Annotated in this window: 20 protein-coding genes and 6 pseudogenes; 16 read left to right on the forward strand and 10 right to left on the reverse strand. The window is 46.3% G+C overall.

Features of this window, described 5'->3' with window-relative positions; all coding sequences use genetic code 11:
- Positions 1–123 precede the first annotated feature (123 nt).
- Both CS022_RS27885 and CS022_RS25680 read left to right on the forward strand, forming a co-directional pair.
- Positions 124–231, forward strand: coding sequence for a hypothetical protein (locus CS022_RS27885; protein ID WP_408057194.1), 108 nt, complete (start codon positions 124–126; stop codon positions 229–231).
- Positions 225–518, forward strand: coding sequence for a rhomboid family protein (locus CS022_RS25680; protein ID WP_235869163.1), 294 nt, complete (start codon positions 225–227; stop codon positions 516–518). Before CS022_RS27885 ends, CS022_RS25680 begins: the two co-directional genes overlap by 7 nt.
- 37 nt (positions 519–555) lie before the next feature.
- Here CS022_RS25680 and CS022_RS00200 read toward each other — a convergent pair whose 3' ends face one another.
- The 3 genes and pseudogenes from CS022_RS00200 to CS022_RS00210 all read right to left on the reverse strand — a co-directional run bounded on the left by CS022_RS00200 (position 556) and on the right by CS022_RS00210 (position 4421).
- Entirely contained in the window at positions 556–1770 is a 1215-nt protein-coding gene (locus CS022_RS00200; protein ID WP_129120603.1) for a pyridoxal phosphate-dependent aminotransferase, read from the reverse strand.
- A gap of 159 nt (positions 1771–1929) precedes the next feature.
- A pseudogene (locus tag CS022_RS00205) lies at positions 1930–3793 on the reverse strand (MFS transporter).
- Positions 3794–3821: 28 nt separating this feature from the next.
- Positions 3822–4421, reverse strand: a complete 600-nt coding sequence (locus tag CS022_RS00210) for a TetR/AcrR family transcriptional regulator (protein ID WP_129120604.1) — start codon at positions 4419–4421, stop codon at positions 3822–3824.
- 354 nt (positions 4422–4775) lie between these two features.
- Between CS022_RS00210 and CS022_RS00215 the strand changes: the two genes are divergently transcribed.
- The 4 genes and pseudogenes from CS022_RS00215 to CS022_RS00230 all read left to right on the forward strand — a co-directional run bounded on the left by CS022_RS00215 (position 4776) and on the right by CS022_RS00230 (position 8489).
- Entirely contained in the window at positions 4776–5672 is an 897-nt protein-coding gene (locus tag CS022_RS00215) for a Tim44 domain-containing protein (RefSeq protein ID WP_129120849.1), read from the forward strand.
- A gap of 189 nt (positions 5673–5861) precedes the next feature.
- On the forward strand, positions 5862–6740 hold the full coding sequence (locus CS022_RS00220; protein WP_161569508.1) for a TraB/GumN family protein: 879 nt from the start codon (positions 5862–5864) through the stop codon (positions 6738–6740).
- A gap of 188 nt (positions 6741–6928) precedes the next feature.
- On the forward strand, positions 6929–8110 hold the full coding sequence (locus tag CS022_RS00225; RefSeq protein ID WP_328590295.1) for an MFS transporter: 1182 nt from the start codon (positions 6929–6931) through the stop codon (positions 8108–8110).
- Between the two features lie 137 nt (positions 8111–8247).
- Positions 8248–8489 (forward strand): annotated as a pseudogene (locus CS022_RS00230) (TIGR02647 family protein).
- A 74-nt stretch (positions 8490–8563) separates the two neighbouring features.
- On the opposite strand, the pseudogene CS022_RS00235 reads toward CS022_RS00230, so the two are convergent.
- The 6 genes and pseudogenes from CS022_RS00235 to dinG all read right to left on the reverse strand — a co-directional run bounded on the left by CS022_RS00235 (position 8564) and on the right by dinG (position 14958).
- A pseudogene (locus CS022_RS00235) lies at positions 8564–10001 on the reverse strand (alanine/glycine:cation symporter family protein).
- A gap of 392 nt (positions 10002–10393) precedes the next feature.
- Positions 10394–10561: a pleiotropic regulatory protein RsmS gene (gene rsmS / locus CS022_RS00240; RefSeq protein WP_129120606.1), complete on the reverse strand. Its 168-nt coding sequence runs from the start codon at positions 10559–10561 to the stop codon at positions 10394–10396.
- A gap of 24 nt (positions 10562–10585) precedes the next feature.
- Positions 10586–11497, reverse strand: coding sequence for a histone deacetylase family protein (locus tag CS022_RS00245; RefSeq protein WP_129120607.1), 912 nt, complete (start codon positions 11495–11497; stop codon positions 10586–10588).
- Position 11498: 1 nt separating this feature from the next.
- Entirely contained in the window at positions 11499–12050 is a 552-nt protein-coding gene (locus tag CS022_RS00250) for a primosomal replication protein (RefSeq protein ID WP_129120608.1), read from the reverse strand.
- A 30-nt stretch (positions 12051–12080) separates the two neighbouring features.
- Positions 12081–12853: pseudogene (locus CS022_RS00255) on the reverse strand (TSUP family transporter).
- Between the two features lie 19 nt (positions 12854–12872).
- Positions 12873–14958, reverse strand: a pseudogene (dinG, locus tag CS022_RS00260) (ATP-dependent DNA helicase DinG).
- Between the two features lie 510 nt (positions 14959–15468).
- On the opposite strand from dinG, the gene CS022_RS00265 reads away from it, so the two are divergent.
- The 9 genes and pseudogenes from CS022_RS00265 to recR all read left to right on the forward strand — a co-directional run bounded on the left by CS022_RS00265 (position 15469) and on the right by recR (position 22370).
- Positions 15469–16500 (forward strand): porin, encoded by a 1032-nt coding sequence (locus CS022_RS00265; protein WP_129120609.1) that lies wholly within the window; start codon positions 15469–15471, stop codon positions 16498–16500.
- Between the two features lie 76 nt (positions 16501–16576).
- Positions 16577–17215 carry a YccT family protein gene (locus CS022_RS00270; protein WP_235869164.1) on the forward strand — a complete coding sequence of 213 codons (639 nt, stop codon included), beginning with the start codon at positions 16577–16579 and terminating at the stop codon, positions 17213–17215.
- A 14-nt stretch (positions 17216–17229) separates the two neighbouring features.
- Positions 17230–17640, forward strand: coding sequence for a hypothetical protein (locus CS022_RS00275; RefSeq protein WP_129120610.1), 411 nt, complete (start codon positions 17230–17232; stop codon positions 17638–17640).
- A 366-nt stretch (positions 17641–18006) separates the two neighbouring features.
- Positions 18007–18405 (forward strand): YbaN family protein, encoded by a 399-nt coding sequence (locus CS022_RS00280; RefSeq protein WP_129120611.1) that lies wholly within the window; start codon positions 18007–18009, stop codon positions 18403–18405.
- Positions 18406–18515: 110 nt separating this feature from the next.
- The gene (gene apt / locus CS022_RS00285) at positions 18516–19061 is read left to right on the forward strand and encodes an adenine phosphoribosyltransferase (RefSeq protein WP_129120612.1); all 546 of its coding nucleotides are present in this window, start codon (positions 18516–18518) and stop codon (positions 19059–19061) included.
- A 123-nt stretch (positions 19062–19184) separates the two neighbouring features.
- Positions 19185–20194, forward strand: a pseudogene (gene dnaX, locus CS022_RS25685) (DNA polymerase III subunit gamma/tau); the annotation flags it as partial.
- A 51-nt stretch (positions 20195–20245) separates the two neighbouring features.
- Positions 20246–21409 (forward strand): DNA polymerase III subunit gamma/tau C-terminal domain-containing protein, encoded by a 1164-nt coding sequence (locus CS022_RS27890; RefSeq protein WP_408057195.1) that lies wholly within the window; start codon positions 20246–20248, stop codon positions 21407–21409.
- A gap of 26 nt (positions 21410–21435) precedes the next feature.
- On the forward strand, positions 21436–21765 hold the full coding sequence (locus CS022_RS00295; RefSeq protein ID WP_129120613.1) for a YbaB/EbfC family nucleoid-associated protein: 330 nt from the start codon (positions 21436–21438) through the stop codon (positions 21763–21765).
- A 2-nt stretch (positions 21766–21767) separates the two neighbouring features.
- A complete protein-coding gene (recR, locus tag CS022_RS00300; RefSeq protein ID WP_129120614.1) occupies positions 21768–22370 on the forward strand; it encodes a recombination mediator RecR in 603 nt (200 codons plus the stop codon).
- Between the two features lie 78 nt (positions 22371–22448).
- Here recR and CS022_RS00305 read toward each other — a convergent pair whose 3' ends face one another.
- Positions 22449–23342 carry a DMT family transporter gene (locus CS022_RS00305; protein ID WP_129120615.1) on the reverse strand — a complete coding sequence of 298 codons (894 nt, stop codon included), beginning with the start codon at positions 23340–23342 and terminating at the stop codon, positions 22449–22451.
- A 349-nt stretch (positions 23343–23691) separates the two neighbouring features.
- Here CS022_RS00305 and htpG point away from each other — a divergent pair, with 349 nt between their 5' ends.
- On the forward strand, positions 23692–25581 hold the full coding sequence (htpG, locus tag CS022_RS00310) for a molecular chaperone HtpG (RefSeq protein ID WP_129120616.1): 1890 nt from the start codon (positions 23692–23694) through the stop codon (positions 25579–25581).
- Positions 25582–25712 lie beyond the last annotated feature (131 nt).

The following is a 25712-nucleotide window of genomic DNA, read 5'->3' on the forward strand; positions in this document are numbered from 1 at the left end:
CTTGTCGCCCAACTTCCGGACCTTAAGCCATATTTTATATGGAGCCGCGAGCTCATACTCAATGGTCAGTGGTGGCGAATATTATCAGGAAACCTTACTCACACCAACGCTATTCACTTATTGATGAATGTAGCGGGCTTGGCTGTTATTGGCTGGATGCATCGCGAATATTATCGCATGCGGGAGCTCTTGCTTTTACTACTCTGTTGTATGGCAGCCGTTGGTTGGTGATGTTCACCAGTCGCTACGGGTTATATGCAGGTTTATCCGGCACACTTCATGGCCTGTTTGCATGGGGTATTGTGAGGGATATGCTGGGCGGTATTCGTTTCAGTGGATTGTTGTTTTTTGGCTTGTTAGCAAAGCTTGTTTATGAGGTCATCTATGGTGGTGCGGCATCAACCACTGAGATGATCGGCGCGTCCGTGGCTGTGGAAGCACATGTCGCTGGTGCGGTGGTTGGTTTGCTGTTTGCTGTTCCTCATGTTGTCGAGTATTTAAGAACAAAGCCCGTATAACGGGCTTTTCAGATGTGCTGATGTTTTGTGTACGGTGTTATTGTTTGTAGCCAGACAAGAAGCGCTCAAATCGGCTGATCGCCATTTCGAGATCATCCACACGAGGCAAGGTGACAATTCTGAAGTGATCCGGTTTAGGCCAGTTAAAGCCCGTCCCGTGTACCATAAGCACTTTTTCCTGCATCAGAAAGTCCAGCATCAACTTTTCATCGTTATGGATGTTGTACCGCTTGGTATCGATTTTAGGGAAAAGATAAAGTGCGCCTTTCGGCTTGACGCAGCTTACACCAGGGATCTGATTGATCATCTCATACGCTTTATCACGCTGCTCAAGCAAACGTCCACCAGGGAGGATCAGTTCATTGATGCTTTGGTAGCCTCCAAGTGCTGTCTGAATAGCATGCTGCATGGGTACATTGGCACAAAGGCGCATCGAAGCCAGCATGTCTAAACCGTCAACATAGCCTTTTGCAAGGTGCCTCGGGCCAGAAAGAAGCATCCACCCAGCGCGGAAGCCACAAACACGGTAAGACTTCGATAGACCGCCAAAGGTGACACAGAAAACATCCGGTGCCAGCGGCGCAATAGAGTGGTGTTGTGCACCGTCATAGAGAATTTTGTCGTAGATTTCGTCAGCAAAAATGATCAGCTTGTGTGTTCTCGCCAGCTCGACCACTTCCAGAAGGAAATCTCGGCTGTAGACGGCACCCGTTGGGTTATTTGGGTTAATTAACACAATACCTTTGGTGTTTGGGGTTATCTTACTTTTTATATCGTCGAGATCCGGATACCAGTCAGATTCTTCATCGCAGATATAGTGCACCGGGTTACCGCCAGAAAGCGAGACCGCCGCTGTCCACAATGGGTAATCAGGGGCAGGCACCAACAACTCATCTCCGGTATTCAACAGCGCCTGCATCGCCATAACGATAAGCTCAGACACGCCATTACCGATGTAAACATCCTCAACATCTAAATCAAGCATTCCACGTTTCTGATAATGCTGAACAACCGCTTTACGTGCTGAGTAGATACCTTTCGAGTCGCAGTAACCTTGCGAAGTGGGAAGGTTGCGAATGACATCCACCAGAATTTCATCAGGCGCATCAAAGCCAAATGGGGCTGGGTTTCCGATATTGAGTTTGAGTATTTTGTGGCCTTCTTCTTCCAGGCGTTTCGCCTGTTTTAGCACTGGCCCCCGAATGTCATAACAGACGTTGTCCAACTTTGAAGACATCCCGACTTCTTGCATGTTCTTTCCCGGCATTGTTTATTGTTATCAACCATAAAATACACTAATCACCGTAAGGATTTAAATAGCTTCCAGATAAAAATAAGGTAATAAACAGGATTAAGTTATTTAATCCTGTTTAAATGGAATGAAATGCTGAGTGCTGGCGGAAAGCCCGTGTTAACGGGCATCGCCGCGAAGTGTGGCAACTTTTTCAAACATTTGATCGGAACGTGCTTCTCTCGGAGGGACAGGTGCGTCGGCGACAATCGTAATTTTTGACCAGAAACGTTTGGGTAATTTCAGCAAGGCGCGGCCTCCCTCTCGACTGAAATAGCTACCCCAGAGCCCTTGAAGTGCCATAGGAACAACAGGAACCGGCGTTTGGCGGAGAATGAGGTCAATACCGCGTTTAAACGGAATCATTTCGCCATCAGAAGTCAGGTGCCCTTCGGGGAAAATACATACCACCTCACCCGCTTCCAGTTCGGTTTTAACCGTATCCAGCGCTTTTCGAATGGAGTTGCTCGAAGTATGGATGGGAATCACCTTGGCAGCGCGGAAAAAATAATGCAGTACAGGTATGTGGTAGTAATCTTCGTCCATCACAAAGCGGATAGGGCGAGGGCAGGCGCCCGCGAGCAAGAGTGCGTCGACGTAGCTGACATGGTTACAAATCAGTAATGCACCACCTTTTTCAGGAATATTGTGCAGATCTTTGTGGGTGACGCGATACATGGTGTGGCTCAGTAACCAAATAAAAAAGCGCAGTGCGAACAGGGGCACTTGTCTTCCGACATAGAGTGCGACAAGTAAATTGGTGACAGCCAAGCCAAGGAAAAATGTGGGGATGCTGATCTCAAGAATCCCCAACATGATAATCGCAATGACTGCACTGGTTACCATAAATAGCGAGTTATAGATATTGTTTGCAGCGATGACCTGTGAGCGCTCACTATCTTTGGCTCTTTGTTGCATCATGGCATACAGCGGAACAATAAAAATACCGCCAAATATGCCGAGAAAAGCAAGATCGATAAATACCCAGAATAATTCAGGGTGAGTTATGAAATCGGTAAAACCCGTTGTGGCTGGCACAGCGTCTGGTGTGGTGAAGAAAAGGTGACCTGCAAAAATGGTAATACCGAGGCTGCCAATTGGCACTATGCCGGGTTCTATTCTGTGGTTAGATAATTTGTCGCACAGCAATGAACCTGTGGCGATACCGACAGAAAACAGCCCTAGAAGAAATGATACACCTGCTTCGCTTCCCCCAAGGTAGGTTTTGGCGTAGTTAGGGAATTGAGTCAGATAGCTTGCACCCAAAAACCAAAACCAGCTAATCCCCATAATTGATTGCAGAACAACTTTGTCAGCGTGCGCAATGGACAATGTTTTTCGCATTTGGCTGATTGGAGCGAAACGGACTTTAAGATCGGGGTTACTGGCTTTCACCTCTGGGATATATCTTGCGCTGAGATAGCAAGAACAGCAAAAATAACGACAGAGGCAGCTGCTATTATCCGCCCTTGTTCTTGATTGGCGATAAGCCTGCCACCAAGGTTCCCATCAATATCGCCAGAAAAGTACCAGTTTCAACTAGGGCGTTACCAGAAACCAGTTCTGAGGGTTTAAGTTGTTGCGGCAGAAGTGAGTACTTCACCGGACCAAAGAAGGTCGATTGTGTACCCATAAGAAAAAGAAGCAACAGCAAAATCGTGTAGCTCTCGGTGACGAATGCAACGGCAGCGGCACTCATCAGAACAATTTCAATCAGCTTGACGACGCGTATCAGCGACGACTTCTCGTATTTATCAGCTAACTCGCCCGCAAACGCAGAAAAGAGAAAGAAGGGGAGAATAAACAGACCTGCGGCCAAGTTGATAAATGTATCACTGTTCACCGCTAACGTACCCGGTGCCGCGAAGGCCACCAATATCAGCAGGACGTTTTTATAGACATTGTCGTTAAAAGCCCCCAGAGCCTGAGTGATGAAATACGGTAAAAAGCGCCGCTGCTTCAGCAGGCCCGATTGTGTCGTCATTATTTACTCCAGAGGCTTATTGTTGTGATTATTTACCTTGCCATGAAGAGAGATAGCCGTTGAGCAAGTTGTTAATCAGAGCATCACCATCAACAGGTGTATCAGTGAAAAGCTTGTCATCTACAGTCAGCAGTGTGATACCGTGAACACCTGCCCAGAGAACACGGCTGGCTTCAATGACGGTCTCTTTATCTTTCGATGGAGCCAGTTGCTCAAGCATCTGCTCGATGAGTCCGGTCATGTTATCGATACGATCACTGTGCCATTTCGGCAGCTCTTGTCCGTTCATGCTGTGTTGGAAAACCAACTGCCAACGATGAGGGTTATCTCTTGCGTAATCTAGGTAGACTTTTGCCAACACGTTGAGGCCTTCTTCAGCGCTTGTACAGGTGGAAATTTTTTCCTGCGCTGTTTGACCCATATCATCTAATGTTCTGGCTACAACATGAAGTAAGAGAAGGTTATAAGAGCCAAATACATTGATGAGAGTGCTGGGTACATAGCCAATCATTGCGGCTACTTTTCGTAAACTCAGTTGCTGATGTGGCTTTTCTGCTAGGAATTGCTCGACGGCAGTCAGCGTCATTTCTACAAGTTCGTCGCGACTGTGGTCATTTCGGCGTGCCATAGGTGCTTCCGGTTCTTTGATGAACAATGTTCACCAGTTTATTGTGCCAGTACAAAAAGGCAAGTTTACAAGAGGAAGCAACACACATTTATCAAACTTGATCCAAGAGTGGGCTGTACCTTGTTGCTAATTTAGACAAGGAATACATTATTCCGCCTGTTTCATTCTCTTCAGTTGCTCAATTTTGACTCTAGCTGCAATACCCCCCGTAACCATTGTGTGTTGTAGTTAAATGAGGAAATCCAGAAATGTGGTTAGAACTGAAATGTTACATTTGCTATCTTTGTTTACATTGACATTCTACGAGGAGAACCTAGCATGTCGATAATTCTCAATATTCAAGTAAGGGACGCAATGAAACGCTTTTTTGCTATGTTTGCGCTGATGTTCGTGGTGGTTACAGCTGCACCACATGCGGAAGCCAAGAAGTTCGGGGGCGGCAAATCTTTTGGCAAGAGTTATAAGACTGCCCCAGCACCTAAATCCCAACCTCAGAAGAATTCTCTGGATCAGAAACAAGCGACAAAGAGTTCATCGAAGAAAGGCCTGATGGGCGGTTTGCTTGGTGGCTTACTGGCTGGTGGTTTACTGGCTGCGTTGTTTGCAGGCGGTGCGTTTGAAGGTCTCCAGTTTATGGATATCCTGATTGTCGCAGTGATTGCCTTTATCTTGTTCAAGATCTTTAAGTCTATGATGGCGGCGAAAAACGGTGCCATGCGACAGCAAGGTCCTGCAATGGCAGGCACTTCTGGCGAGAAAAAAGGCTACTTCCACGAAAACCAAAATGCGTTTCGTGAGTCGGCAGCACCTCAGTCTGAAAGCGGCTTTGGCTCTAACAGCGCTGGTGGTTTCGGTGCAGTCTCTAATGATGTGCCACATAACTTCCCGCCTAATTTTGACATGACGGGCTTTGTAAATGGTGCACGTGACCATTATCGTACGTTACAAGAAGCTTGGAACTCAGGCGATCTGGCTAAAATTCAGGAATACGTAAACCCTGAGCTATACAATGAGCTGAGCAAAGAGCGTGCGTCGTTGTCTGGTGAGCAGCATACTGAAGTGATGTTTGTTGATGCAGAAATTGTTCGCGCTGACCATGACCAGGCAACTGCAAGTATCAGCCTGAAATTCAGCGGTCGTTATCGTGATTCTCACGAAGGTGTCGAAGAGGACATTACTGATGTTTGGCACCTTGAGCGTGACCTGAAAGTACCAAATGCGCCTTGGCTTATTGTCGGTATTGAACTGTAAGAATTGAAAAAACGCATATTTGGAAGCAGCGCTTAGCGCTGCTTTTTTGTATGGAAAATTTGTTGAAGCTGGTTCCTGATTCAGACAAACGCATACCGTCGTATCGCGTAAACCTATAAGTTAACGATGATTTGGTACTTGTTGCCAGATGTTGAGTTTTTGTCTGAACTGAGCTGGAGACAAATTTTAATGAAAACAGGTAAAGCGTTAAATCACCTTATTAAAGGAATTCTGAGCGTATCACTTATTTCCACTGCAGTTGCTGTCCATGCTGAATCAGCGGTATGGGAAGTATCCAAGGGGGACGATGTTGTCTACCTTGGCGGCACAATTCATGCGCTACCGAGCAGCGCCTACCCACTTCCACCTGCCTATGATGCAGCGTATCAAAAGTCTCAGGAAGTAATTTTCGAAGTGACGGGTTTAGATAATCCTGATCTGACAGAAAAAGTTATCGCGCATGGTGTCTATCACGACGGCAGCACCTTAAGCAGTAAGTTGAGAGATAACACCAAAGCGCAGCTTGATAAAGCGATGCAAGGTTATGGAATGGGCCTTTCTCAAGTCGATGTGTTTAAGCCTGGAATGCTTTTATCTCAGTTGACGATGTTTGAAATGCAAAAAATCGGTGCAGACGGGCAAGGCGTTGATGCGTTTTTCGAAAATAAAGCCAATTCAGATGGTAAGCCTGTTTCAGGTTTAGAAACGGTAGAGGAGCAGCTTACGTTTCTGTCAGAGCTAGGCAAAGACAATGAAGACGCGTTTATCCGAAAGATGTTAGAGGATTTGCCTGAATTTGAGCAACAGATGGATGAGCTTATGGTTGCCTGGCGAAAAGGTGACATGAAAGCGCTCGAGCTGGTGATTAATCAGGACACCAAAGAGAACTATCCCGCTCTTTACCAAAACCTGATTGTCGAGAGAAATAATAACTGGATGCCGAAAATTGAGCGCTTGTTTGGTGACGATAACACCGAGTTCGTACTCGTAGGTGCAGGTCACTTGTCCGGTGATGTTGGGTTACTCAAACAGCTTGCGGACAAAGGGTACAACCTGAAGCAGCTTTAGTTCTCTGCATTTTATTACCTGCCAGATTACGCTGATACTGGCAGGTATCTTCTTTACTCCTTCATTTTTATTCTCGATTACATTTTTTCTTCTGACTGACTCGCGGAATGCACGAAAAGTGCCTGCCAAGTATTAAAGCGTTTTGCGCTTGTATATAGTGACAAAAGAAACAACAGTCTGAGGTGAATATGGCCCGTGATACAAAATTTTTGCTGGTGTTAATGGCAGTTGTCATGACGCTGGTTTTTTCTGTCTGGAATGTACTGCTCAATAACTTCGTGGTGGAAAAAGCTGCGTTTACGGGTCAGGAAATCGGTATTTTACAAAGCCTCCGCGAAGTGCCCGGCTTTTTGGCCTTTACGGCCATTTATTTACTCCTTTGGTTTAAAGAGCAGACCTTTGCGCTGATATTTCTGGCTGTCATGTGTCTCGGTGTGGCGATAACAGGCTGGTTTCCTTCTACCTATGGTCTCTATCTGACCACCATGGTGATGTCTATTGGCTTCCACTACTTTGAAACCGTCAACCAATCTTTGACGTTGCAATGGGTCGATAAATCCGAAAGTGCTGCCTTTATGGGAAAGGTGATGGCATGGAAAGGCGCGGCAAGCTTACTGGCCTATGGCGGAGTCTGGTTATTGATGGAAGTATTCGGCGTGAGCTACAACATCGTATACATGGCGTTTGGCTTTGTCGGATTTGCGATTGTCGTCGTGCTGTGGCTGTATTTTCCAATGTTTCGACAAGTGCACGAACAACATCGGAAAGTGGTTTTGCGAAAACGCTATTGGCTGTATTACAGCCTGACCTTTCTGAGTGGTGCAAGAAGGCAGATCTTCATTGTTTTTGCTGGCTTTATGATGGTTGAGACGTTCGGCTATTCAGTGGGTGAGATAAGTCTGCTCTTCATCGCTAACTATGTCTTCAACATGTTATTTGCCGAGAAAATCGGTGCGTGGATCGGAAAAGTGGGTGAGCGCAAAGCATTGACGGTTGAATACATTGGACTGATTGCAGTTTTTACGGGGTATGCCTTTGTGGAGAACAGCCACATAGCAGCAGGTTTGTATGTTCTTGATCACTTGTTTTTTGCTATGGCAATAGCGATAAAAACCTATTTTCAGAAAATCGCTGATCCTGAAGATATTGCTGCGACATCAGGTGTCAGTTTTACTATTAATCACATCGCCGCTGTATTTATCCCTGTCTTGCTTGGAGTGGTGTGGTTACATTCTGTGACGCTGGTATTCCTGGTCGGAAGCTTACTGGCCCTCTCCTCTCTGGTGATGGCACGTATGGTTCCGCATGCCCCTTCTAAAGGCAATGAGGTGCTTTCTTTTGGTAAATCTGTTACTTCTGAACAGACTTAAAATTACCGAAAGGTAGACTCAATTCAGGCGGCGTTTTTCCATTAATTGGACTTGGCGCAGAGTCAGACAAAGGAAGTCAGGTTAATCTAGTATTCAGGATGCAGGCAAAATAAGAATGTCCACTTTCAGGAGGTTATATGCCATTTACGAACGAACTTGTAGATGAAATGAACGTACTGGTGAAGTTACTCTCTCATCCGATATGGCTGGTATAAAAGTTCACAGCGATGCTGAGCCATCGTTAGTGGCCGCAACGGAACGTCTGTTTGATAAAGGGCTTGTGACCAGCTGCGATGGTGGTTACCTCACGTCAATAGGGCGGGATGCTGTCGAGCATGCCAAGGAGGCTCTTCGGATCCTCAGCTCTTCTCCTCATTAAACCTCATAGTAGAAAAGGGAAGCCAACTGGCTTCCCTTTTTGTCTTAGTACTGTTTTTATTAGGGTCTGCGAGCTTATTTTTTATTCCACACATCAGCGTCAATTTGTTTATCCAACATCGGAAACTTGGTTCTGTCAAACGTTGGAGTCTTGCCTAGCTTACGTTGCTCTTCATAGTCTTTTAGCAGTGCGAACACGATGTTTGACAACAGTAATATGGCAACAAGGTTGATCAGTGCCATCATCCCCATCGAAAGATCAGCGAACGACCACACGGTCGGCAGGTCAACCACCGCACCTACAATGATGATGACCAGAACAGCCGCGCGATACAGGTTGATTGCTATTTTGCTCTTAAAAATATATTCGATGTTTGATTCACCATAAGAATAATTAGCAATCAGCGACGTGAAGGCGAACAGTAGAATCGCAATCGCGATGAAACCCGACCCCCAACTACCGACCTCGACCTCTAGCGCTTTTTGCGTCAGAGCGATGCCTGTCAGACCGCTACCTGGCTCCATGACACCAGAAAGAAGAATGATGCTGCGGTTGCCGTACAGATGATAATGGTGTCGACAAAGACGCCAAGCATCTGACATAACCTTGCGCCACCGGGTGGTTAGGGTTGGTTGTTGCTGTTGCTGCTGCATTTGGTGCGGAGCCCATGCCAGCTTCATTCGAGAATAAACCGCGCTTGATGCCTTGCATCATTGCCTGAGCTATCGCATAGCCCATGGCTCCACCTGCTGCCTGCTCAACGCCGAATGCACTTTTGACAATGGTCGCGAATACAGCGGGTAACGAAGAGATATTGATGAAGACGACATAGAAAGCGACAATCAAATACCCAAGGGCCATAAAAGGCACGATCAGTTCTGCGACACGGGCGACTGAACGCATACCGCCGAAAATGATCGGTGCGACTGCCACTGCCAAAGCAATACCGACCAAGGTATGGTCAAGGCCAAATGCGGTATCCATTGCGGCAGCAATAGAGTTGGACTGCACACCGTTAAAGGCGAGACCAAAAGCGATGATCAGGCAAATAGCAAAGAGGATCCCTAACCAGCGTTGGCCAAGGCCTTTCTCGATATAATAAGCGGGGCCACCTCGGAAGGTGTTGTCGCCGTTATTGACTTTATATGCCTGTGCCAGCGTCGATTCAATAAAGCTGGTTGACATGCCGACCAGTGCAGTGACCCACATCCAGAAGATGGCACCCGGACCACCGAGGTAGATTGCCACCGCAACACCTGCCATATTTCCCGTACCTACCCGGGCCGCGAGGCTGGTGCTGAAGGCTTGGAAAGATGAGATCCCGCCCGCTGCGCCTTGTCGGCTGGATGAGATCAGAGAAAACATATGTCCGAATTGCCGGAACTGAAGAAAGCCCATTCGGATGGTAAAGTACAAACCTGCACCAATAAGGAGATAAATGAGAACGCTTCCCCAAAGTACGCCGTTACCGGCATCAACAAAAGAAACGAAAGCGTCTTTTACATCCGTCATATTACACTCCACTGTAGATTCTTATTTCACTTCGGAATATCGGTATCCGATGTGTCAGCTTATCTAGTGGCGATCCATTGCCAGTGAGTGGTATCCATTCCGTTGACATCAGGTGAAAGTTCGGTTGATTTCATGGGAGAGTGACAGGCTGTCCTCTCGGCAAGAAAGATGAAACTAATCCAATAACCATGATGAAAGCGGCAGAATGATACATATAAATGGAATCAAAAGCAGGTTTTGATTAAATCTGATGAGTGATTTTTACTGCTTTGTTCTTAATGTGTGAGATTTGTTCGGGTTTTATTTTACACGGGCATGCGCAAATGCCTGACAGTATTTTAGCTGTACCGCACTTTACAGCAGTTGATTAAATTTCTGATAATATTGACAAATCAAATCTCGCTCACTTCTTGTTTTCTGATTAAGTCACTCTTTACAATCTCTAATGCCTTTAGCGCTGTCTCAGGAGAAATTTCATTGGTTTCCAGTAAGTAAATCAGGTCTACCGCCAGCTTTACTTCCTCCGGCGCGTCATCAAGGCCGTGATGTGGCTTGGTCATTTTCTCTTCCTTCTCTGAGTCTTTCTAGGTTGCCACACTGTGAAACGTTGCTAAAGCGGCGCGAACCAGTTCTGCATGCAAGGGAACAAGTGCCGTTTGTTCAGTACGATAGCCTCCGCCAATGACTGCGGCGACAGGTATTTGGTGCTCTTTACAGAGAGCGAAAACTGCATTGTCCCGGGCACGAATTCCTGCCTGATCAACCGAAAAATAACCTAATTCGTCATCTTCGTGAATATCAACACCTGCATCATAAATCACCATATCAGGTTGGTATTGATGAAAGGCAAGGTTCAAACAGGGAAGGAATGCAGACAAATACTCTTCACTTTGTGTGTTTCGCGGTAAGGGCAAGTCAATATCAGAGGGCGGCTTCCGCGATGGGAAGTTTTTATCGCAGTGGACTGACAACGTAATAATCTCGTCGTTACCTGCTGCCATGGTCGCTGTGCCATCGCCGTGGTGAACGTCACAATCCACAATCAGCACACGTTCGATGCCGGGCGCTGAGAGGGCATGGTGAGCGGCAAGAATTAGGTCATTGAACAGACAAAATCCGCTGCCGAAATCAAAATGTGAATGGTGATAACCGCCAGTCAGGTGTATCGCACAACCTGTTTCAATGGCCTTATCGACTGTCAGCACCGTTCCCCCCAGTGACGTCATACTCCTTTCAATTAACGCCTCACTCCATGGAAATCCGATACGGCGCATTTTTGCTAAAGGTAATTTACCGTAAACCAGCGACTCAACATAATCTGGCTGATGCAGTTCGCAGAGCCTTTGCCACTTATGGGAGTGAGGCTGGTGATAGTTGACGGGCCATTGGTTAAGGTCGATATGTTCTTTGAGTAATCGATACTTTTGCAAAGGGTATCTGTGCCCCTCGGGCAGGGGAAAATCTGAGTATATGGGGTGGTAAATCAACGGCAGCATATCAGCCTTTTTTCTCCCGGAATGCAATTCTACCTTCTATGCGCTTTTTAGAATCACGGCATCGTGTTAGGCGCTTTTCTAATGCCAATAGCTTTTGCTGGCATGCTTGCTGTTCTTTTAACGTTGCGCATTGCCCAAGCTGCGTTTCACAATCACGCACCATATCTTCGAGCCTGCGCTCCCAACTTTGATGTTGCGCGACATCCTGATAAAGCTGGCTGATTGAGGCTTTGGCTTTCGGCGCATAATCTTTTTCTTTTTCACGGATCTCCATCGTCGCCATTTCACGATGGAGCGCTGAAACCTGATTAAGTAAAGTTTCGCACAGGTGATCTGCCCGCATAGCGGATAGCTTCCCTGCATCTTGCTCTCTTTCCAATGTTTTCAGCAAAGATTGTGTTTCATTGACACAGGCTGTTAGCAAGCGGGCGCGGCATTTGAATAATCTCTCATCGAACAGAGGTTGTCTGCTTTCACCGCGCCGACGGTCAATCTCCGCTGCATTTTTTGCTAATTGTTCCAGCTGTTCTTTGATTGGCGCCAATACCGTCATGCGATTTGCTACCTTTGAACCTTATTCGCGTTAAAACCAAGCATCTATGGCAAGTTTACCCGACATTACCAATACGACTGTAATAAATATCGGTCTTATGAACTTGGCACCAAATCGTATTGCTGAATGTGCACCGACATAGCACCCGCCATAAGACATAGACCCATGGTGAGACCCAGCATCCAGTTAACATGGCCAAGGATAATAAAAGTGATCAGGGACGTGAAGTTGCTGACAAAATTCATTGCCTTGGCAACCCCGGTCGCTAGCAGCATATTGATTTTATAGATCGACATGGTGGATACCGTCCAGAATGCGCCTGCACCGGGGCCAACCACACCGTCATAGAAGCCAAGTGATAGCCCTTGAACCCACTGCTTCTTTTTGACATCGCCATCTTTCTTCGGTAGTTGGTCCAGTTCCCCTTTCACTTTCGGGTGCCAAATGGTGTATACCGCGGTAGCGATAATGATCATCGGCAGTAACTTGTGTAGCCATTCTGTGTCGATAACATCAACGAGCAGGGTACCCAAGACGGCTCCGATCAGAGTTGCTAACCCTGCACGTAACCAAAAGCCGGGCGAAAAGAGCTTTTTCCGGTAAAAGGTTACCGAGGCTGTTGAGGTCGCAAAAGTGGCGGCAAGTTTGTTGGTTCCCAAAGCGAGGTGCGGTGGAAGACCTGTTGAGAGCAGTGCAGGCACCATCAGCATTCCGCCACCACCAGCAACAGCATCAATAAAACCTGCTGCAAAAGCAATAATCGCCAGCAACGACAACATTGATGCGTCAAACATCTCCGGCATTCTATGTTCCTTTTTATAGTTAGTATTCTATGACCCGTTTGAATGGAGGGAGGGAGTCAAGAAGTGCCTTTCCATAGCGGCGGGTGACGATGCGTCGGTCAAGAACAACGACCCTACCAGAATCACTTTCTTTACGCAGCAAACGCCCCGCCGACTGAATCAACTTTTTGCTCGCTTCCGGCACCGAAATTTGCAGGAAGGGATTCCCACCCTTGCTTTCTATATATTCCGAGTGTGCTTCCTCAACAGGTGAGGTCGGGACAGCAAAAGGAATTTTGGTAATAATGAGATTAGTGAGTTGGTCGCCCGGCAAGTCTAAGCCCTCAGAAAAACTGCCTGTACCAAACAAAATGCTGACTTTTCCCTCTTTACAGTTTTTCCTGTGTCGTTCAAGAATGGCATGGCGGGATGCTTCACCCTGAACAAGCAGTCCCCATTTATTGCCTTTCATTTTTTTCCGTACAAGCTCCGCAACTTGATTCATTTGCCAATAAGAAGAAAAAAGGACAAGGCTTGAGGTTTCACCTTCAAGATACTCGAGCAGCAGTGCCGGTAAGCTATCGGTAAATTTGTCGTGTTGAGGTTCATAAGGAACATTAGGCACTACTAAGCGCGCATTGTTCTGGTAATCAAATGGCGATGGCAGAGCAAGAAAGCGCGTGCCGTCATTTTCATCCAGACCAATTTGCCGACAGAAGTAAGTAAACTGATTGAGCGCCCGCATGGTGGCAGAAAATAAACCAACTCCTGCGCTTTTGACCAAAGCATTTGGTCAAGTCGCCAGCCAATCTCAAGAGGGGAGACATGGACGACAAGGTCCCGCTCTCTCTCATCGCAACGTTTTATCCAACGTGCTAGCGGCGCCCTTTATCAGCATTTGGCTGTGCCATTAATGTCCAGACTTTCTCAAGGTTTTCCAGACGCTGTAAAAAGAAGGCGGATTCAGCAAGCACAGGATCCGCGAGACGTGCGCTGATTTCTCCGTCTTTTAAACGCTCAGAGATGAGGTCATGAATTTTTGCTTGCGACTGTTGCGCCTTCTTTGCTGCTTTTTGTAAGTCCTTTGAAGCGAGATGCAGAGACTCGGGCAATTCGCCGTCTTTGAATCGGAAAGCGCCATCATCATTTAATGGCAACTCACTGAGCTGATCTCTGACTTGCCGCAGGCCAGGAATTAACTCCTGAATGCTTGACTGAAGTGAATCTAGAAAGCGACCACTACGTTTAATGTCTGCGGTATTAGCAATTTTGCTACCGGATTGGTTAAGTTTCTCAAGCCATGCAGCAGCACCCAGTAAACTTGCCGATGCTGCTGAGAAGTCGCGAGCAACGCTAGGAAGGTGGTGCGCCTCATCAATCATATATATGGCCTGATCCGGCTCAGGCAAAATGATCCCGCCGCCGAGTTCAAGATCGGCCATCAGTAAACTGTGGTTGGCGACGATCACATCTGCTTTGTCCAAGTGTTCGCGAGATTTAGCAAAGGGACAGTTTCTGTGCGATGCAAGACCATTGTGGCAAGTATGCTTATCTGAAACGATGGCACGCCATATGGTATCAGGTATTGTTTTTGGCCAGCTATCACGGTCACCATCCCACTTACCTCTGCTCAGCGCGCTATACATATCTCCGGCAAGTACAATGTCATCTCGTTTTGGCTTTTCTTCAAACAACACCTGTTGCTCAACGATATTGTCCCCTTCATTTACCCCTGCTAACGCCGCTAATTTTTCGGCGCAGCAATAGCGCTGACGACCTTTCGCGAGGATAAAGCTAAATTCTCGGGGGTAAATGCGGTTAAACAAAGGTAGGTCTTTATTGATGAGCTGCTCCTGCAGAGCCACTGTTGCCGTCGATATCACCACTTTTTTGTTGTTATTCACTGCAAAGGGAATAGACCCAAGCAGGTAAGCCATCGATTTACCGATCCCTGTGCCAGCTTCTGCCACAAAAATCTGACGCTTAGCGTTATATTCTCCTGCCAGCGTTTTCGCTAATTCTGCAACAAGATAATTCTGCGCTTTGCGGGGAATAAAATTGTCTAATTGTTCGCGCAGGTTCTCGTAGCACGTCCGAATGTCTTTTTTTAAAGAATTATTAAGCATATATGGCAGAAAAATGGGTTGGATAGCCAGATTATATCACGCCCGTAGAATGTGAATGAGCTCAAAATTTGGCATATAAGTCGCTGATTATGAGATTGAGATCACGAATGTAGTGACTTTTAACAAACAATCGGATGTTTGGTGAACTTATTGTAGATCTTCGATGTCACCGTATATTGCCAAGCATTTTATTCTGAAAAATAAGTTATTTTAAAATAAATTAGTCATTAATTTCTGTTTGGTGTCTTGTTCGAGTCTTACACTTTCCTGACATTGCGTTCTATTGCATGTAATGCATTTCTGTTTAATGATTTTAAATTATTGATTTTTAATAATATTTTTTATTTTTTTAGATTATGACTGCTTATTTGACAGAACTTTGATTGTTCTGCACGATAAATCACGAAGTTTAATGGTTTGTTGTCGATTCCACTTTTGGCGGCAACAAGCACAACATAAAAGGGATTCTGGAACAGGAATTCCAAATTCTTAAGAAGGCAGTGGATTACCATGAAAAAAACTATCTTAGCGATGGCAGTACCAGCACTGATGGCAGCAGGCGCAGCAAACGCAAGCGTTTCTTTGTATGACCAAGACGGCGTTAGCGTAACTGCAAGCGGTGCGATGGAAGTTCAATACAAAAAAGGTACTGGTGAAGACAGCAAGGCTCAGCTTCGCCTAGATGATGGCGACCTGGCTCTGAAGACAGAGGTTGAGATTTCTGACAGCCTAACAGCAATCGGTGCAATGGAATTTGCATTTGAAGGTGCTGATGAAGTAAATGTCCAAGAAGTTGATGCGAACGGTGATGTACTCGTTGGTGGCTCTACTTCAAAAGGTCAAACCAAAAACGCTTCAGTTGTAAACGACCGCCTTTACGTTGGTCTGAAAGGTGATTTCGGTACTGTGACTGCTGGTCGCCAAGTTGTAGTTCTTGATGACATCGGTATCGGTAAAGATATCGAGTTTGGTGGTGGTCACGATTCTGGTGACGCTGCTATTTTTGCTGACCAAGTTGTAAAATACACCTATGACAGCGACATGTTCTACGCTGGCGTATCAACTGTTTTGTCTGAAGATGGTGACAGCAGCACAAAGGAAAACAAATACTTCGACGGCCGTGTTGGTGCTCGTTTTGAAGGCGTAGATGCTCGCGTTTATTTCGCAGATTGGGAAAAAGGCGACAAGTCTGACGAAGTTAAGCTGATGGCTATCGAAGCTGAATACTCTATCGAAGGCATTGGTCTTGCAGCTGGTTATGGCCAGTCTGAAGAAGGTAAAGCTACTAAGACTAAAAATAAGTTCATCCAGCTAGCAGCTGATTACAGCATGGGTGATACTACTTTTGCTGTTGGTTATGACAAAGCGACCAACGACAAAGATGATGCTGAAGAGCAGAACATCTACGCTAACGTAACGCATCAACTTCACAGCAACGTTAAAGTTTATGCAGAAGTTGGTAGCCAAGACGCAAAGAATACTGCTGGCAAAGATGTTGACACCGAAATGGGTTATGCAGCGGGTCTAGAAGTTAAATTCTAAGCATCCCGTTAAATTAACAAAGCCGCCTACGAGGCGGCTTTGTTGTTTCTAAAATGATCTGGCTATAGGTATTAAAGTGAGAAAAGCACTCAACTTCATATTCTTATCGTTCTTTTCAACATCAGTATTGGCAGGAAATTTATCCGCATCTGATGGTATAAAAATCCTGGCCGTCGATGGTAAAAAAGCCAAATTTGAACACTCTTTGAGTGAGCAATTAGTCTCTTTAGCAGACGGTAAACATCAAGTCGTTGCAAGATTTGATGATGAGGTTCGGGATGGCTCAAGGAAGGTTATCTTTACCTCTAAGCCTTATGTTTTTGAGATAATTATGTCCGATGATGATTTAGAATTGACTCTACCTAGATTAACTACCGATAGTCAGGCTAGGGCACACTTTAGTCGTGGCCCTAAGTGGGCATTGGTCAATGAAAAGAGTGATGAAAAAATATTAATCGATTATGAGAGACTACCCGGTATCGGCTTCGGTGGTTTTGGCAACATAGAAAAAGTCATTGCTGAATACAATCGTGAAAAGGGCATTGTTTTATATTCTGGCCAAGTCTCCGGTAGCAATGATTTAGTCAAACTCAAACATGATGCTCAAATCTCTAGTCAGGGAAATGATACGCTACGTCAGCTTCAGTTATGGTATACCAAAGCGTCTGATGAAGAGCGTAAAGCATTCAAACGCTGGATGATAGACGTAGATTAGAAATAGGAAAAAAGATGAAAATCAAAGTAGTAGCAGGCATCATTTTTCTCTCACTTTTAGCAGGCTGTAAAGCCAAATCAGGGGCTGGTTTGCCATCATCTGATTTTCAAGGCAAGGTGCCTGATGAAATAAACCAAAAGCTCTTGGCATTAAATGAACTGCCAACTGAATCGATGCGTGGCGCTACCGCCTATGCTTATTACGATGAAAAGCGTGCGCTTTTGACCATTACCCACCGACTTCGTAGTAGTCGCTGGGCATGGAGTATGAATAAATCTGATATTGAGCCTTCTATTATAGCGAATACCTGTGACAGGTTTTCAGAAGAGCTCTATTACGGCGCAGGCATCAGGAATTGGTTTGCTGGCAGCGGCGGCTTCGTGACTAAAACAATCACGGCTGACGATTGTACTTTTGAAAACTAACAAAAAACCTCCAAACAGGAGGTTTTCTTCTCTCTGACTTTCTTCTGTCACTTTTAATACTAAATAGCTCCGTCCCTTAGAAATACCCTACTGTTAAATAGGAAATTGATATTGCTTCCACCTGCGTTGCAACTCGTTCTGTTTGATACTTTGTTGAAACACCATACCAAGGTATAGTGTTGTCGCATTTCATTAAGAAACAGCCATAATATAGTAATGAGGAAATGACAGGATGGAAAAAGGATTTCAGGAACCCTTTAATGTGCGTTACTTATTAGGGTTTCTCGCGGTACTTTTGATACCGACACTCCCTGCGACAATCACTTGGATAAAGATGCTGGCAGGATAAACCTGCTCGGAGGGACAGTGAAGAGTAACCTCAAACGATGGATATTACTTTTTTTTGGCTGGCTTTGGCTCATTATTGGCGTAATTGGCATCTTTGTTCCGTTACTCCCGACAACACCTTTTTTGCTGCTGGCAACAGGCTGCTTTATCAATAGTTCTCCAAAGCTTGCGCATTGGTTATTGAATCACCCTAAGTACGGCCCGGCCATTGTTGATTGGCGTGAAAACAGAGCAGTCAGTAAAAAAATCAAACGCAGAGCAAGCATATTTATTGTGATTAGCTTTACGATATCCGTCTCGTTGACCCCTATGCTTTGGGTGAAAGGGATGTTGGTCGTGTTCTGTGCTGTTTTATTAATTTGGTTTAACCGTCTTCCCGAGAGCGGCATTGTTGCTCCCACCCCAGAAAATTCATAACATAGCCCGCTTGTAGGAACACAATGACTTGCCATCTTTTGTAGGCGCTCGCTTAGCTGACAAAGTATTTGTGCTCCTTTCGCTTATCTAACAGAGTTGTGCCATTTATCATGAATCAAGAAACCGAAACCCTGATCAAAGACAGCATCAAAACTGTTCCCGATTATCCTAAAGCCGGCATTATGTTCCGTGATGTAACAAGCTTGCTCGAAGACCCTAAAGCCTATCAGGCGACCATTGATGCCTTGGTTGCGAAGTATAAAGATGCGGGATTCGACAAAATAGTCGGTACTGAATCACGTGGTTTTCTGTTCGGTGCACCACTGGCACTGGCATTGGGTGTTGGCTTTGTTCCTGTTCGTAAGCCGGGTAAGCTGCCGCGCGAGGTGATTTCTGAAGATTATGAGCTGGAATACGGTACAGATACGCTTCAGATTCATCAGGATGCTATCCAGAATGGCGATAAAGTTTTAATGGTGGATGATTTACTGGCAACAGGTGGCACTATTGAGGCGACGACCAAGCTAATCCGTCGTTTAGGTGGTGATGTTAAACATGCTGCATTTGTGATTAATCTGCCTGAAATTGGTGGAGAACAGCGATTACAAACACTCGGCTTGGAAGTCTTTAGCCTTGTGGCGTTTGAAGGCCATTGATAAGCCCCAAAGTGTCAACCATCCTTAATATAGGTGGTAAAATGATCGGTTGTGAGTTGATGCTTCGCGCCGATCTTTGCCGTGTGCTAGGATGGCAGCATAGCCAGAAAAAATAGAGAACGTATGACTTATCAGGTATTAGCGCGCAAGTGGCGTCCTCATGTATTTAAGGATGTCGTGGGGCAGTCACATGTGCTGACAGCACTTGCAAACGCGCTGGATCATGACCGTCTTCACCATGCCTACCTGTTCAGTGGAACACGTGGTGTGGGTAAAACAACCATCGCCCGTATTTTCGCCAAAGGCTCAACTGCGAACAAGGGGTTTCCTCGTCGCCATGCGGGAAGTGCGCGTCTTGTGTGGATATTGATGAAGGGCGGTTTGTAGATTTACTGGAAATCGACGCTGCATCGAGAACCAAAGTCGAAGACACACGTGACCTCCTTGATAACGTGCAGTACAAACCTGCACGAGGTCGATACAAAGTCTACCTCATTGATGAAGTCCATATGCTGTCTCGCCACAGCTTTAATGCCCTTCTGAAAACATTGGAAGAGCCCCCTGAGTATGTGAAGTTTTTGCTGGCAACGACTGACCCGCAGAAGCTTCCGGTTACTATTCTTTCTCGCTGTTTGCAGTTTCACCTCAAACACCTTGATGCTGGTCAGATACAGGGACAGCTCAGTCATATTTTGACAGAAGAGTCCGTATCTTCTGATGAGCGAGCGCTGTCTCTCATCGCTCGTGCTGCTGAAGGAAGTATGCGCGACGCATTGAGCCTGACTGATCAGGCCATTGCTCTTGGTAATGGCTCGGTGAATGAACCTGATGTGACAGAAATGCTGGGGACCTTGAGCACGGATCAGGCTCTATTGCTGCTCGAGGCATTATCACAAGGTACACCAGATATATTGATGCAGTGCCTTGAGCAACTTGCGGAAGTCGGCGTGGAGTGGGACGGTTTACTTAAAGAGTTAGCGTCGCAACTTCACAGGCTGGCGATGGCGCAAATGCTGCCTGCCAGCGTTGATGCCAGCTCACCAGATGCTGACAGAGTTATTCAGCTGAGTAGCGTATTCAGCCCTCAGGATGTCCAACTCTTCTATCAAGTTGTTTTGCAAGGGCGTCAGGATCTTCCGTATGCGCCAGATGGCCGTGCAGGCCTCGAAATGGTGTTATTGCGAATGTTGGCATTTCGCCCTGTGGCTGCCAGTCATTTTGAGCCAACAGCGGTTAATGTTCCAGAGAGCGAGCCTACCCGTCATCAAGCGCCTGCCCCTGCCGCTGAAACACAACTTGCTGCTTTGAAAGCACAAGTTTCTCAGACGGCTCAGAGTCGGCAATCTAAACCTGGGGCTCCTCCCGCAACCGGCGCAGCCAAAGCTCAATCGAACCTAGTAGAAGCAGCGCCTGTTCAGCATCGCTCGCAAGAAGCGGCTACTCAGCAAAATACAGTTCCAAACCCGGTTCAGCCGCGTGACTCCATGTCACTGCAATCAACCGAAGACGCGCAGTTGGCATCACATATTGCAGCGATGGAACAAATGGACCAGACGGAGTCTGAGCCCCCCGTTGAAGAGCAGCCGCCAATGATTCAGGCGACGCCTGTTTCTCAAGAGAGCACGCCATCTAGCCCGTCGTCAGCCAGTCAGCTGGTGGCGGCAAGAAATATGCTGCGTAGTAGAGCCAAAAAGGGAGATGATGGCGTAAAAAAGGATAAAGGGGTATCGGTTCAGCGGGGAAACCCGGTGTCAGTGCTCGATCGGATTGCGGAAAAGCACAAACCGATGGACCCGGCAGTGATGACAGCTCCGGTACCTGAAGATAAAGCGTTGTCTCAGACTGAATACCAGTGGACGCCGAAAAGTGCGCCTGCTCCAGAGAAACTGGTACAACTGACGCCAAAAAAGATAAAATCAGCCCTTGCTCATGAAAGAACACCTGAGCTAAAAGAAAAATTGGTGAGAGAGTCTGTCCAGCAAGATAGCTGGTGTGAGGTAGCAAATTCATTGGATGTAGCCAGGCTGGTTAAACAGATGGCGTTGAATGCATCGATGGAGAGAGATGGCAATAGCGTCATCCTATACTTACGTCCAGAGCAGGCACACCTAAAAACAGACGTGTCTGTTACTCAATTAGCGCAGAGTTTATCTGCGCAGCTCGGCAGCAATATTAACCTCACCGTTGAGCTTGGGCAGCAGGGTAAAACGCCACTTGAGTGGCGAGATGATATTTACGCAGGCAAACTGGCTCAGGCCAGTCAAAGCCTTAACGAAGACCCGAACATTCTTTTCATCTGTCAGCGGTTTTCCGCTGAACTGGATGAAGACAGTATTCGACCAATTTAAATAGCCAATAATGAAGAGAGATCAATATGTTTGGTAAAGGCGGAATGGGTAACCTGATGAAGCAGGCGCAGCAAATGCAAGAGCGCATGCAACAAATGCAGGAAGAGATTGCCAATATGGAAGTCACCGGTGAATCAGGTGCAGGTCTGGTAAAAGTTACCCTGACTGGCAGCCATAGCGTTCGCCGCGTTGATATCGACGAGAGCCTGATGGAAGATGACAAAGATATGCTGGAAGATTTGATTGCTGCGGCATTCAATGATGCATCTCGACGTATCGAAGAGACTCAGAAAGAGAAAATGGCCGGCGTCACTGGTGGTATGCAGATGCCACCGGGCTTCAAAATGCCATTCTAATTATGCGTACAAGCCAACTGCTTGAACAGCTGATGGAAGGGCTGAGATGCCTGCCGGGTGTCGGCCCTAAATCCGCACAGCGCATGGCATTTCACCTCTTGCAGAGAAATCGACAGGGTGGGGTACAACTCGCTGAAGCCTTGTCGGCCGCGATGACAGAAATAGGACATTGCAGCCAATGCAGGACGTTCACCGAAGAGGACGTGTGCGGAATATGCACTAACCCACGCCGAAGTGAAAATGGCCTGGTTTGTGTGGTTGAAAGCCCTGCAGATATCGCCGCGATTGAAGCAACAGGTCAGTATTCAGGCCGCTACTTTGTTCTGATGGGGCACCTCTCCCCACTCGATGGTATTGGCCCATCAGACATTGGTCTCGATTTACTTGAGCAACGTCTGAAGACTGAGCAAATCTCTGAAGTCATCTTAGCGACCAATCCAACGGTCGAAGGGGAGGCAACAGCACATTACATCGGTGAACTTTGCCGAGAGTATGAGGTTGAAGCCAGCCGAATTGCTCATGGCGTGCCTATGGGCGGAGAGTTGGAGCTGGTAGACGGCACAACGCTCTCACATTCGATTGTTGGGCGACACAAGCTTGCTTAATCGAAAGCCGCGCCTAGCGCGGCTTTTTTATCTTTTGTGACTGATAAGTCTCGTTTACTCAAGCCGTTAACTTTATCGTCAACTCACTTGTTCTTCCACGGCTTGACCGTGATTGTGTTGCCTTTTCAGCACCCACTTCTGGTTAAACCAAACTGACAGTACGATCACTGCACTCCCAATACCCAACATAACCAAATCTGCTTCGCGGTTCCAAATCAGCACATTGACGATAATCCCAGCAGGCACCAATGCGTTATTCATTGCAGCCAGAGCGCCAGCATTTACCTTAGTGGCCCCCTTGTTCCATAGAAAATACCCCATACCAGAAGCGATAGTACCTAAATAGAACAATATTCCCCATTGAGTACTGTTTGTCGGCAACTTTTCCATGTCACCGAGCATAAAAAAAGCGGGAAGTGCCACCATGAGGGCTCCGATAAAGAACAGACCAAAAACAGTGTGTTGCTTGAGCTCTACATCCGCATCTTCGATGACGACTTTGTAAAGTACCTGACCCAGTGCAAAGCAAAGGTTGGCACCTTGAACAACAAGAAAACCAAACAAGAAATGTTCACTTGGCGATGCGTATTTCAAAATGACGGCACCTAATACAGCAATTACAGCTGTCACCAGGTACCAGGGAGAAAACTGCCGTTTGAGGATATCGTGTGTCAACGCGACATAAATGGGGGTGAAAACGGTAAACAGTAAAACTTCAGGCACAGTGAGATAAAGGAATGATTGGTAATAGAAGCCGTACATTAAACCCAGTTGGATGGCACCGATGCCAATAAGTTTAAAAATTAGTGAAGTGCTCACTCCCTTCAAACGTAGAAACGGTATGAATACCAATGTGGCAAGCGCAACCCTGACGACAACTGAAAACCATGCGTCAACTTGACCAGCGAGATAAACACCTATCAAGCTGAAAGAAAACGCCCACAGACATGTTACACCGGATAAGTAACCCATTTTGTCTCCGAAAAGTTTAGAAATTTTGAAAGATTTTAAATGAAAATGAATATCATTAACATCCATATCGTGAGAACTTAAGTTGGATAACCAAGACCCAACATATGTCTAAGAAGGGCTGTTACTTTACTTCCCTTTGCAAATCGACACCCATTGTGAATCATTTCGACGAATAAAATAGAGTCTATTCGATGCGCAAACGGACGGCCTCAACAGAAATTCAGCTCACGTATTATTTAAAAAATCTCTTTGCCCCCTTGAAAACAAAGCCTGCGACCACACATAAGGTGGTACATCAACATTGTGTTTTTACATGTGTATAAAGTTACCGTAATCAGGATTAGTTGAAATGGAAAAAACCATTGAAAAACGTGAGTTTGGCTCCGACACGTCTAAACTACTTCACCTAATGATCCACTCTCTGTATTCGAATAAAGAGATTTTTCTGCGTGAGCTGATATCAAATGCGTCTGATGCAGCAGACAAACTGCGCTTTAAAGCGTTGTCGTCTTCTGAGCTTTATGAGAACGATGGCGACCTGCGCGTTCGCCTGAGTGTAGATAAAGAGGCGGGTACGCTGACCATTGATGACAATGGCATTGGTATGACCCGTGACGAGGTTATTGAAAATCTCGGTACGATTGCGAAATCAGGTACGGCAGACTTCTTCAAACAGCTTTCTGATGATCAAACCAAAGACAGCCAGCTGATTGGCCAGTTTGGTGTTGGTTTCTACTCTGCATTTATTGTTGCTGACAAAGTGTCTGTTGTTACACGAGCTGCTGGTGAAGATGTCTCTGCGGGTGTTCGCTGGGAATCTGAAGGCGAAGGCGATTACACAATCGAAGGTGTCGAGAAGGCTGACCGTGGTACATCTATCACACTTCACCTGCGTGAAGATGACAAAGAGTACCTCGATGACTGGCGTCTTCGTGAAGTTATCGGTCGTTACTCGGATCATATCGGTATTCCTGTCGAGATTTGGGCGCTTGAACGTGATGAAGAAGGCAAGGAGACAGAAACGGGTAAGTGGGAAAAAATCAATAAAGCGCAGGCGCTTTGGACCCGCTCTAAATCTGATATCAAAGAAGAAGAATATCAGGAGTTTTACAAGCACCTTTCTCATGACTTTGCAGATCCACTGACGTGGAGCCATAACAAAGTTGAAGGGAAAAACGATTACACCAGCCTGCTTTATATCCCATCGAAAGCGCCTTGGGATCTGTTCAATCGTGAACACAAACATGGCTTGAAGCTATATGTACAACGTGTATTCATCATGGATGACGCATCTCAGTTCATGCCTAGCTACCTGCGCTTTGTTCGCGGTCTGATTGATTCTAACGATCTTCCGCTTAACGTATCCCGCGAGATCCTCCAGGACAACAAGGTTACTCAGTCTCTGCGCAACGCCTGTACCAAACGTGTACTGACAATGCTTGAGCGCATGTCGAACAATGACAGCGAGAAATATCTGTCATTCTGGAAAGAATTTGGTCTGGTTCTCAAAGAAGGTCCGGCTGAAGACATGTCAAACCGTGAGAAGATAGCTGGCCTGCTTCGTTTCGCATCTACGAACACAGAAAACAGCGAGCAAACTGTTTCTTTGGCGGATTATGTCGCACGAATGAAAGATGGTCAGGATAAGATTTATTACCTGACTGCAGATTCCTATCAGGCAGCGAAGAATAGCCCGCACCTTGAGCAGTTCCGTGACAAAGGCATCGAGGTTGTGCTGATGTACGACCGTATAGATGAGTGGTTGATGAGCTATCTGCCTGAGTTTGACGGTAAGCAGTTCCAGGCAATCACCAAAGCGGATCTGGATCTGAGCAAGTTCGAAGAAGACGGCGAGAAAGAAAAACGCGAAGAAACTCAGAAAGAATTTGAGTCGGTTGTTGAGCGGACGAAAACGCATCTGGGCGAACGTGTTAAAGATGTTCGCACAACCTTCAAACTCTCGGGCACACCTGCTGTTGTTGTGACGGACGAGTTCGAGATGGGTACACAGATGGCGAAACTGCTGGCGGCTGCTGGTCAGGATGCACCGGAAGTGAAATACATCTTCGAACTTAATCCAGAACATGCACTGGTCAAGCAAATGGCCGATGAAGCTGATGAAGAAGTCTTTGGTCGCTGGGTCGAAATGTTGCTGGGCCAAGCGATGCTGGCAGAAAAAGGAGCGATGGATGACCCATCTCAGTTCCTTCAAGCTGTGAATTCATTGCTTAGTAAGTAATAATTATTAAATAAGCGTGATCAGGCCGCGAAATGGTCTGAATTTACATGAAAGCCCAAGCCCGGAAACGTTTCCGGGCTTGATAGCGTTTTACGAACCGTGTATTTTGCGTTTTTCGCAAAAACTCCAAG

The sequence above is a fragment of the Veronia nyctiphanis genome, from assembly GCF_004116385.1.
Classification (GTDB): Bacteria; Pseudomonadota; Gammaproteobacteria; order Enterobacterales; family Vibrionaceae; genus Veronia; species Veronia nyctiphanis.

Bases quoted from the DNA above. Each gene is read 5' to 3' on its own strand.
- CS022_RS27885 (WP_408057194.1), top strand. From the start codon at position 124: ATGAATGTAGCGGGCTTGGCTGTTATTGGCTGGATGCATCGCGAATAT.
- CS022_RS00200 (WP_129120603.1), bottom strand. From the start codon at position 1,770: ATGCAAGAAGTCGGGATGTCTTCAAAGTTGGACAACGTCTGTTATGAC.
- CS022_RS00210 (WP_129120604.1), bottom strand. From the start codon at position 4,421: ATGGCACGCCGAAATGACCACAGTCGCGACGAACTTGTAGAAATGACG.
- CS022_RS00215 (WP_129120849.1), top strand. From the start codon at position 4,776: ATGAAACGCTTTTTTGCTATGTTTGCGCTGATGTTCGTGGTGGTTACA.
- CS022_RS00220 (WP_161569508.1), top strand. From the start codon at position 5,862: ATGAAAACAGGTAAAGCGTTAAATCACCTTATTAAAGGAATTCTGAGC.
- CS022_RS00225 (WP_328590295.1), top strand. From the start codon at position 6,929: ATGGCCCGTGATACAAAATTTTTGCTGGTGTTAATGGCAGTTGTCATG.
- rsmS (WP_129120606.1), bottom strand. From the start codon at position 10,561: ATGACCAAGCCACATCACGGCCTTGATGACGCGCCGGAGGAAGTAAAG.
- CS022_RS00245 (WP_129120607.1), bottom strand. From the start codon at position 11,497: ATGCTGCCGTTGATTTACCACCCCATATACTCAGATTTTCCCCTGCCC.
- CS022_RS00250 (WP_129120608.1), bottom strand. From the start codon at position 12,050: ATGACGGTATTGGCGCCAATCAAAGAACAGCTGGAACAATTAGCAAAA.
- CS022_RS00265 (WP_129120609.1), top strand. From the start codon at position 15,469: ATGAAAAAAACTATCTTAGCGATGGCAGTACCAGCACTGATGGCAGCA.
- CS022_RS00275 (WP_129120610.1), top strand. From the start codon at position 17,230: ATGAAAATCAAAGTAGTAGCAGGCATCATTTTTCTCTCACTTTTAGCA.
- apt (WP_129120612.1), top strand. From the start codon at position 18,516: ATGAATCAAGAAACCGAAACCCTGATCAAAGACAGCATCAAAACTGTT.
- CS022_RS27890 (WP_408057195.1), top strand. From the start codon at position 20,246: ATGTTGGCATTTCGCCCTGTGGCTGCCAGTCATTTTGAGCCAACAGCG.
- CS022_RS00295 (WP_129120613.1), top strand. From the start codon at position 21,436: ATGTTTGGTAAAGGCGGAATGGGTAACCTGATGAAGCAGGCGCAGCAA.
- recR (WP_129120614.1), top strand. From the start codon at position 21,768: ATGCGTACAAGCCAACTGCTTGAACAGCTGATGGAAGGGCTGAGATGC.
- CS022_RS00305 (WP_129120615.1), bottom strand. From the start codon at position 23,342: ATGGGTTACTTATCCGGTGTAACATGTCTGTGGGCGTTTTCTTTCAGC.
- htpG (WP_129120616.1), top strand. From the start codon at position 23,692: ATGGAAAAAACCATTGAAAAACGTGAGTTTGGCTCCGACACGTCTAAA.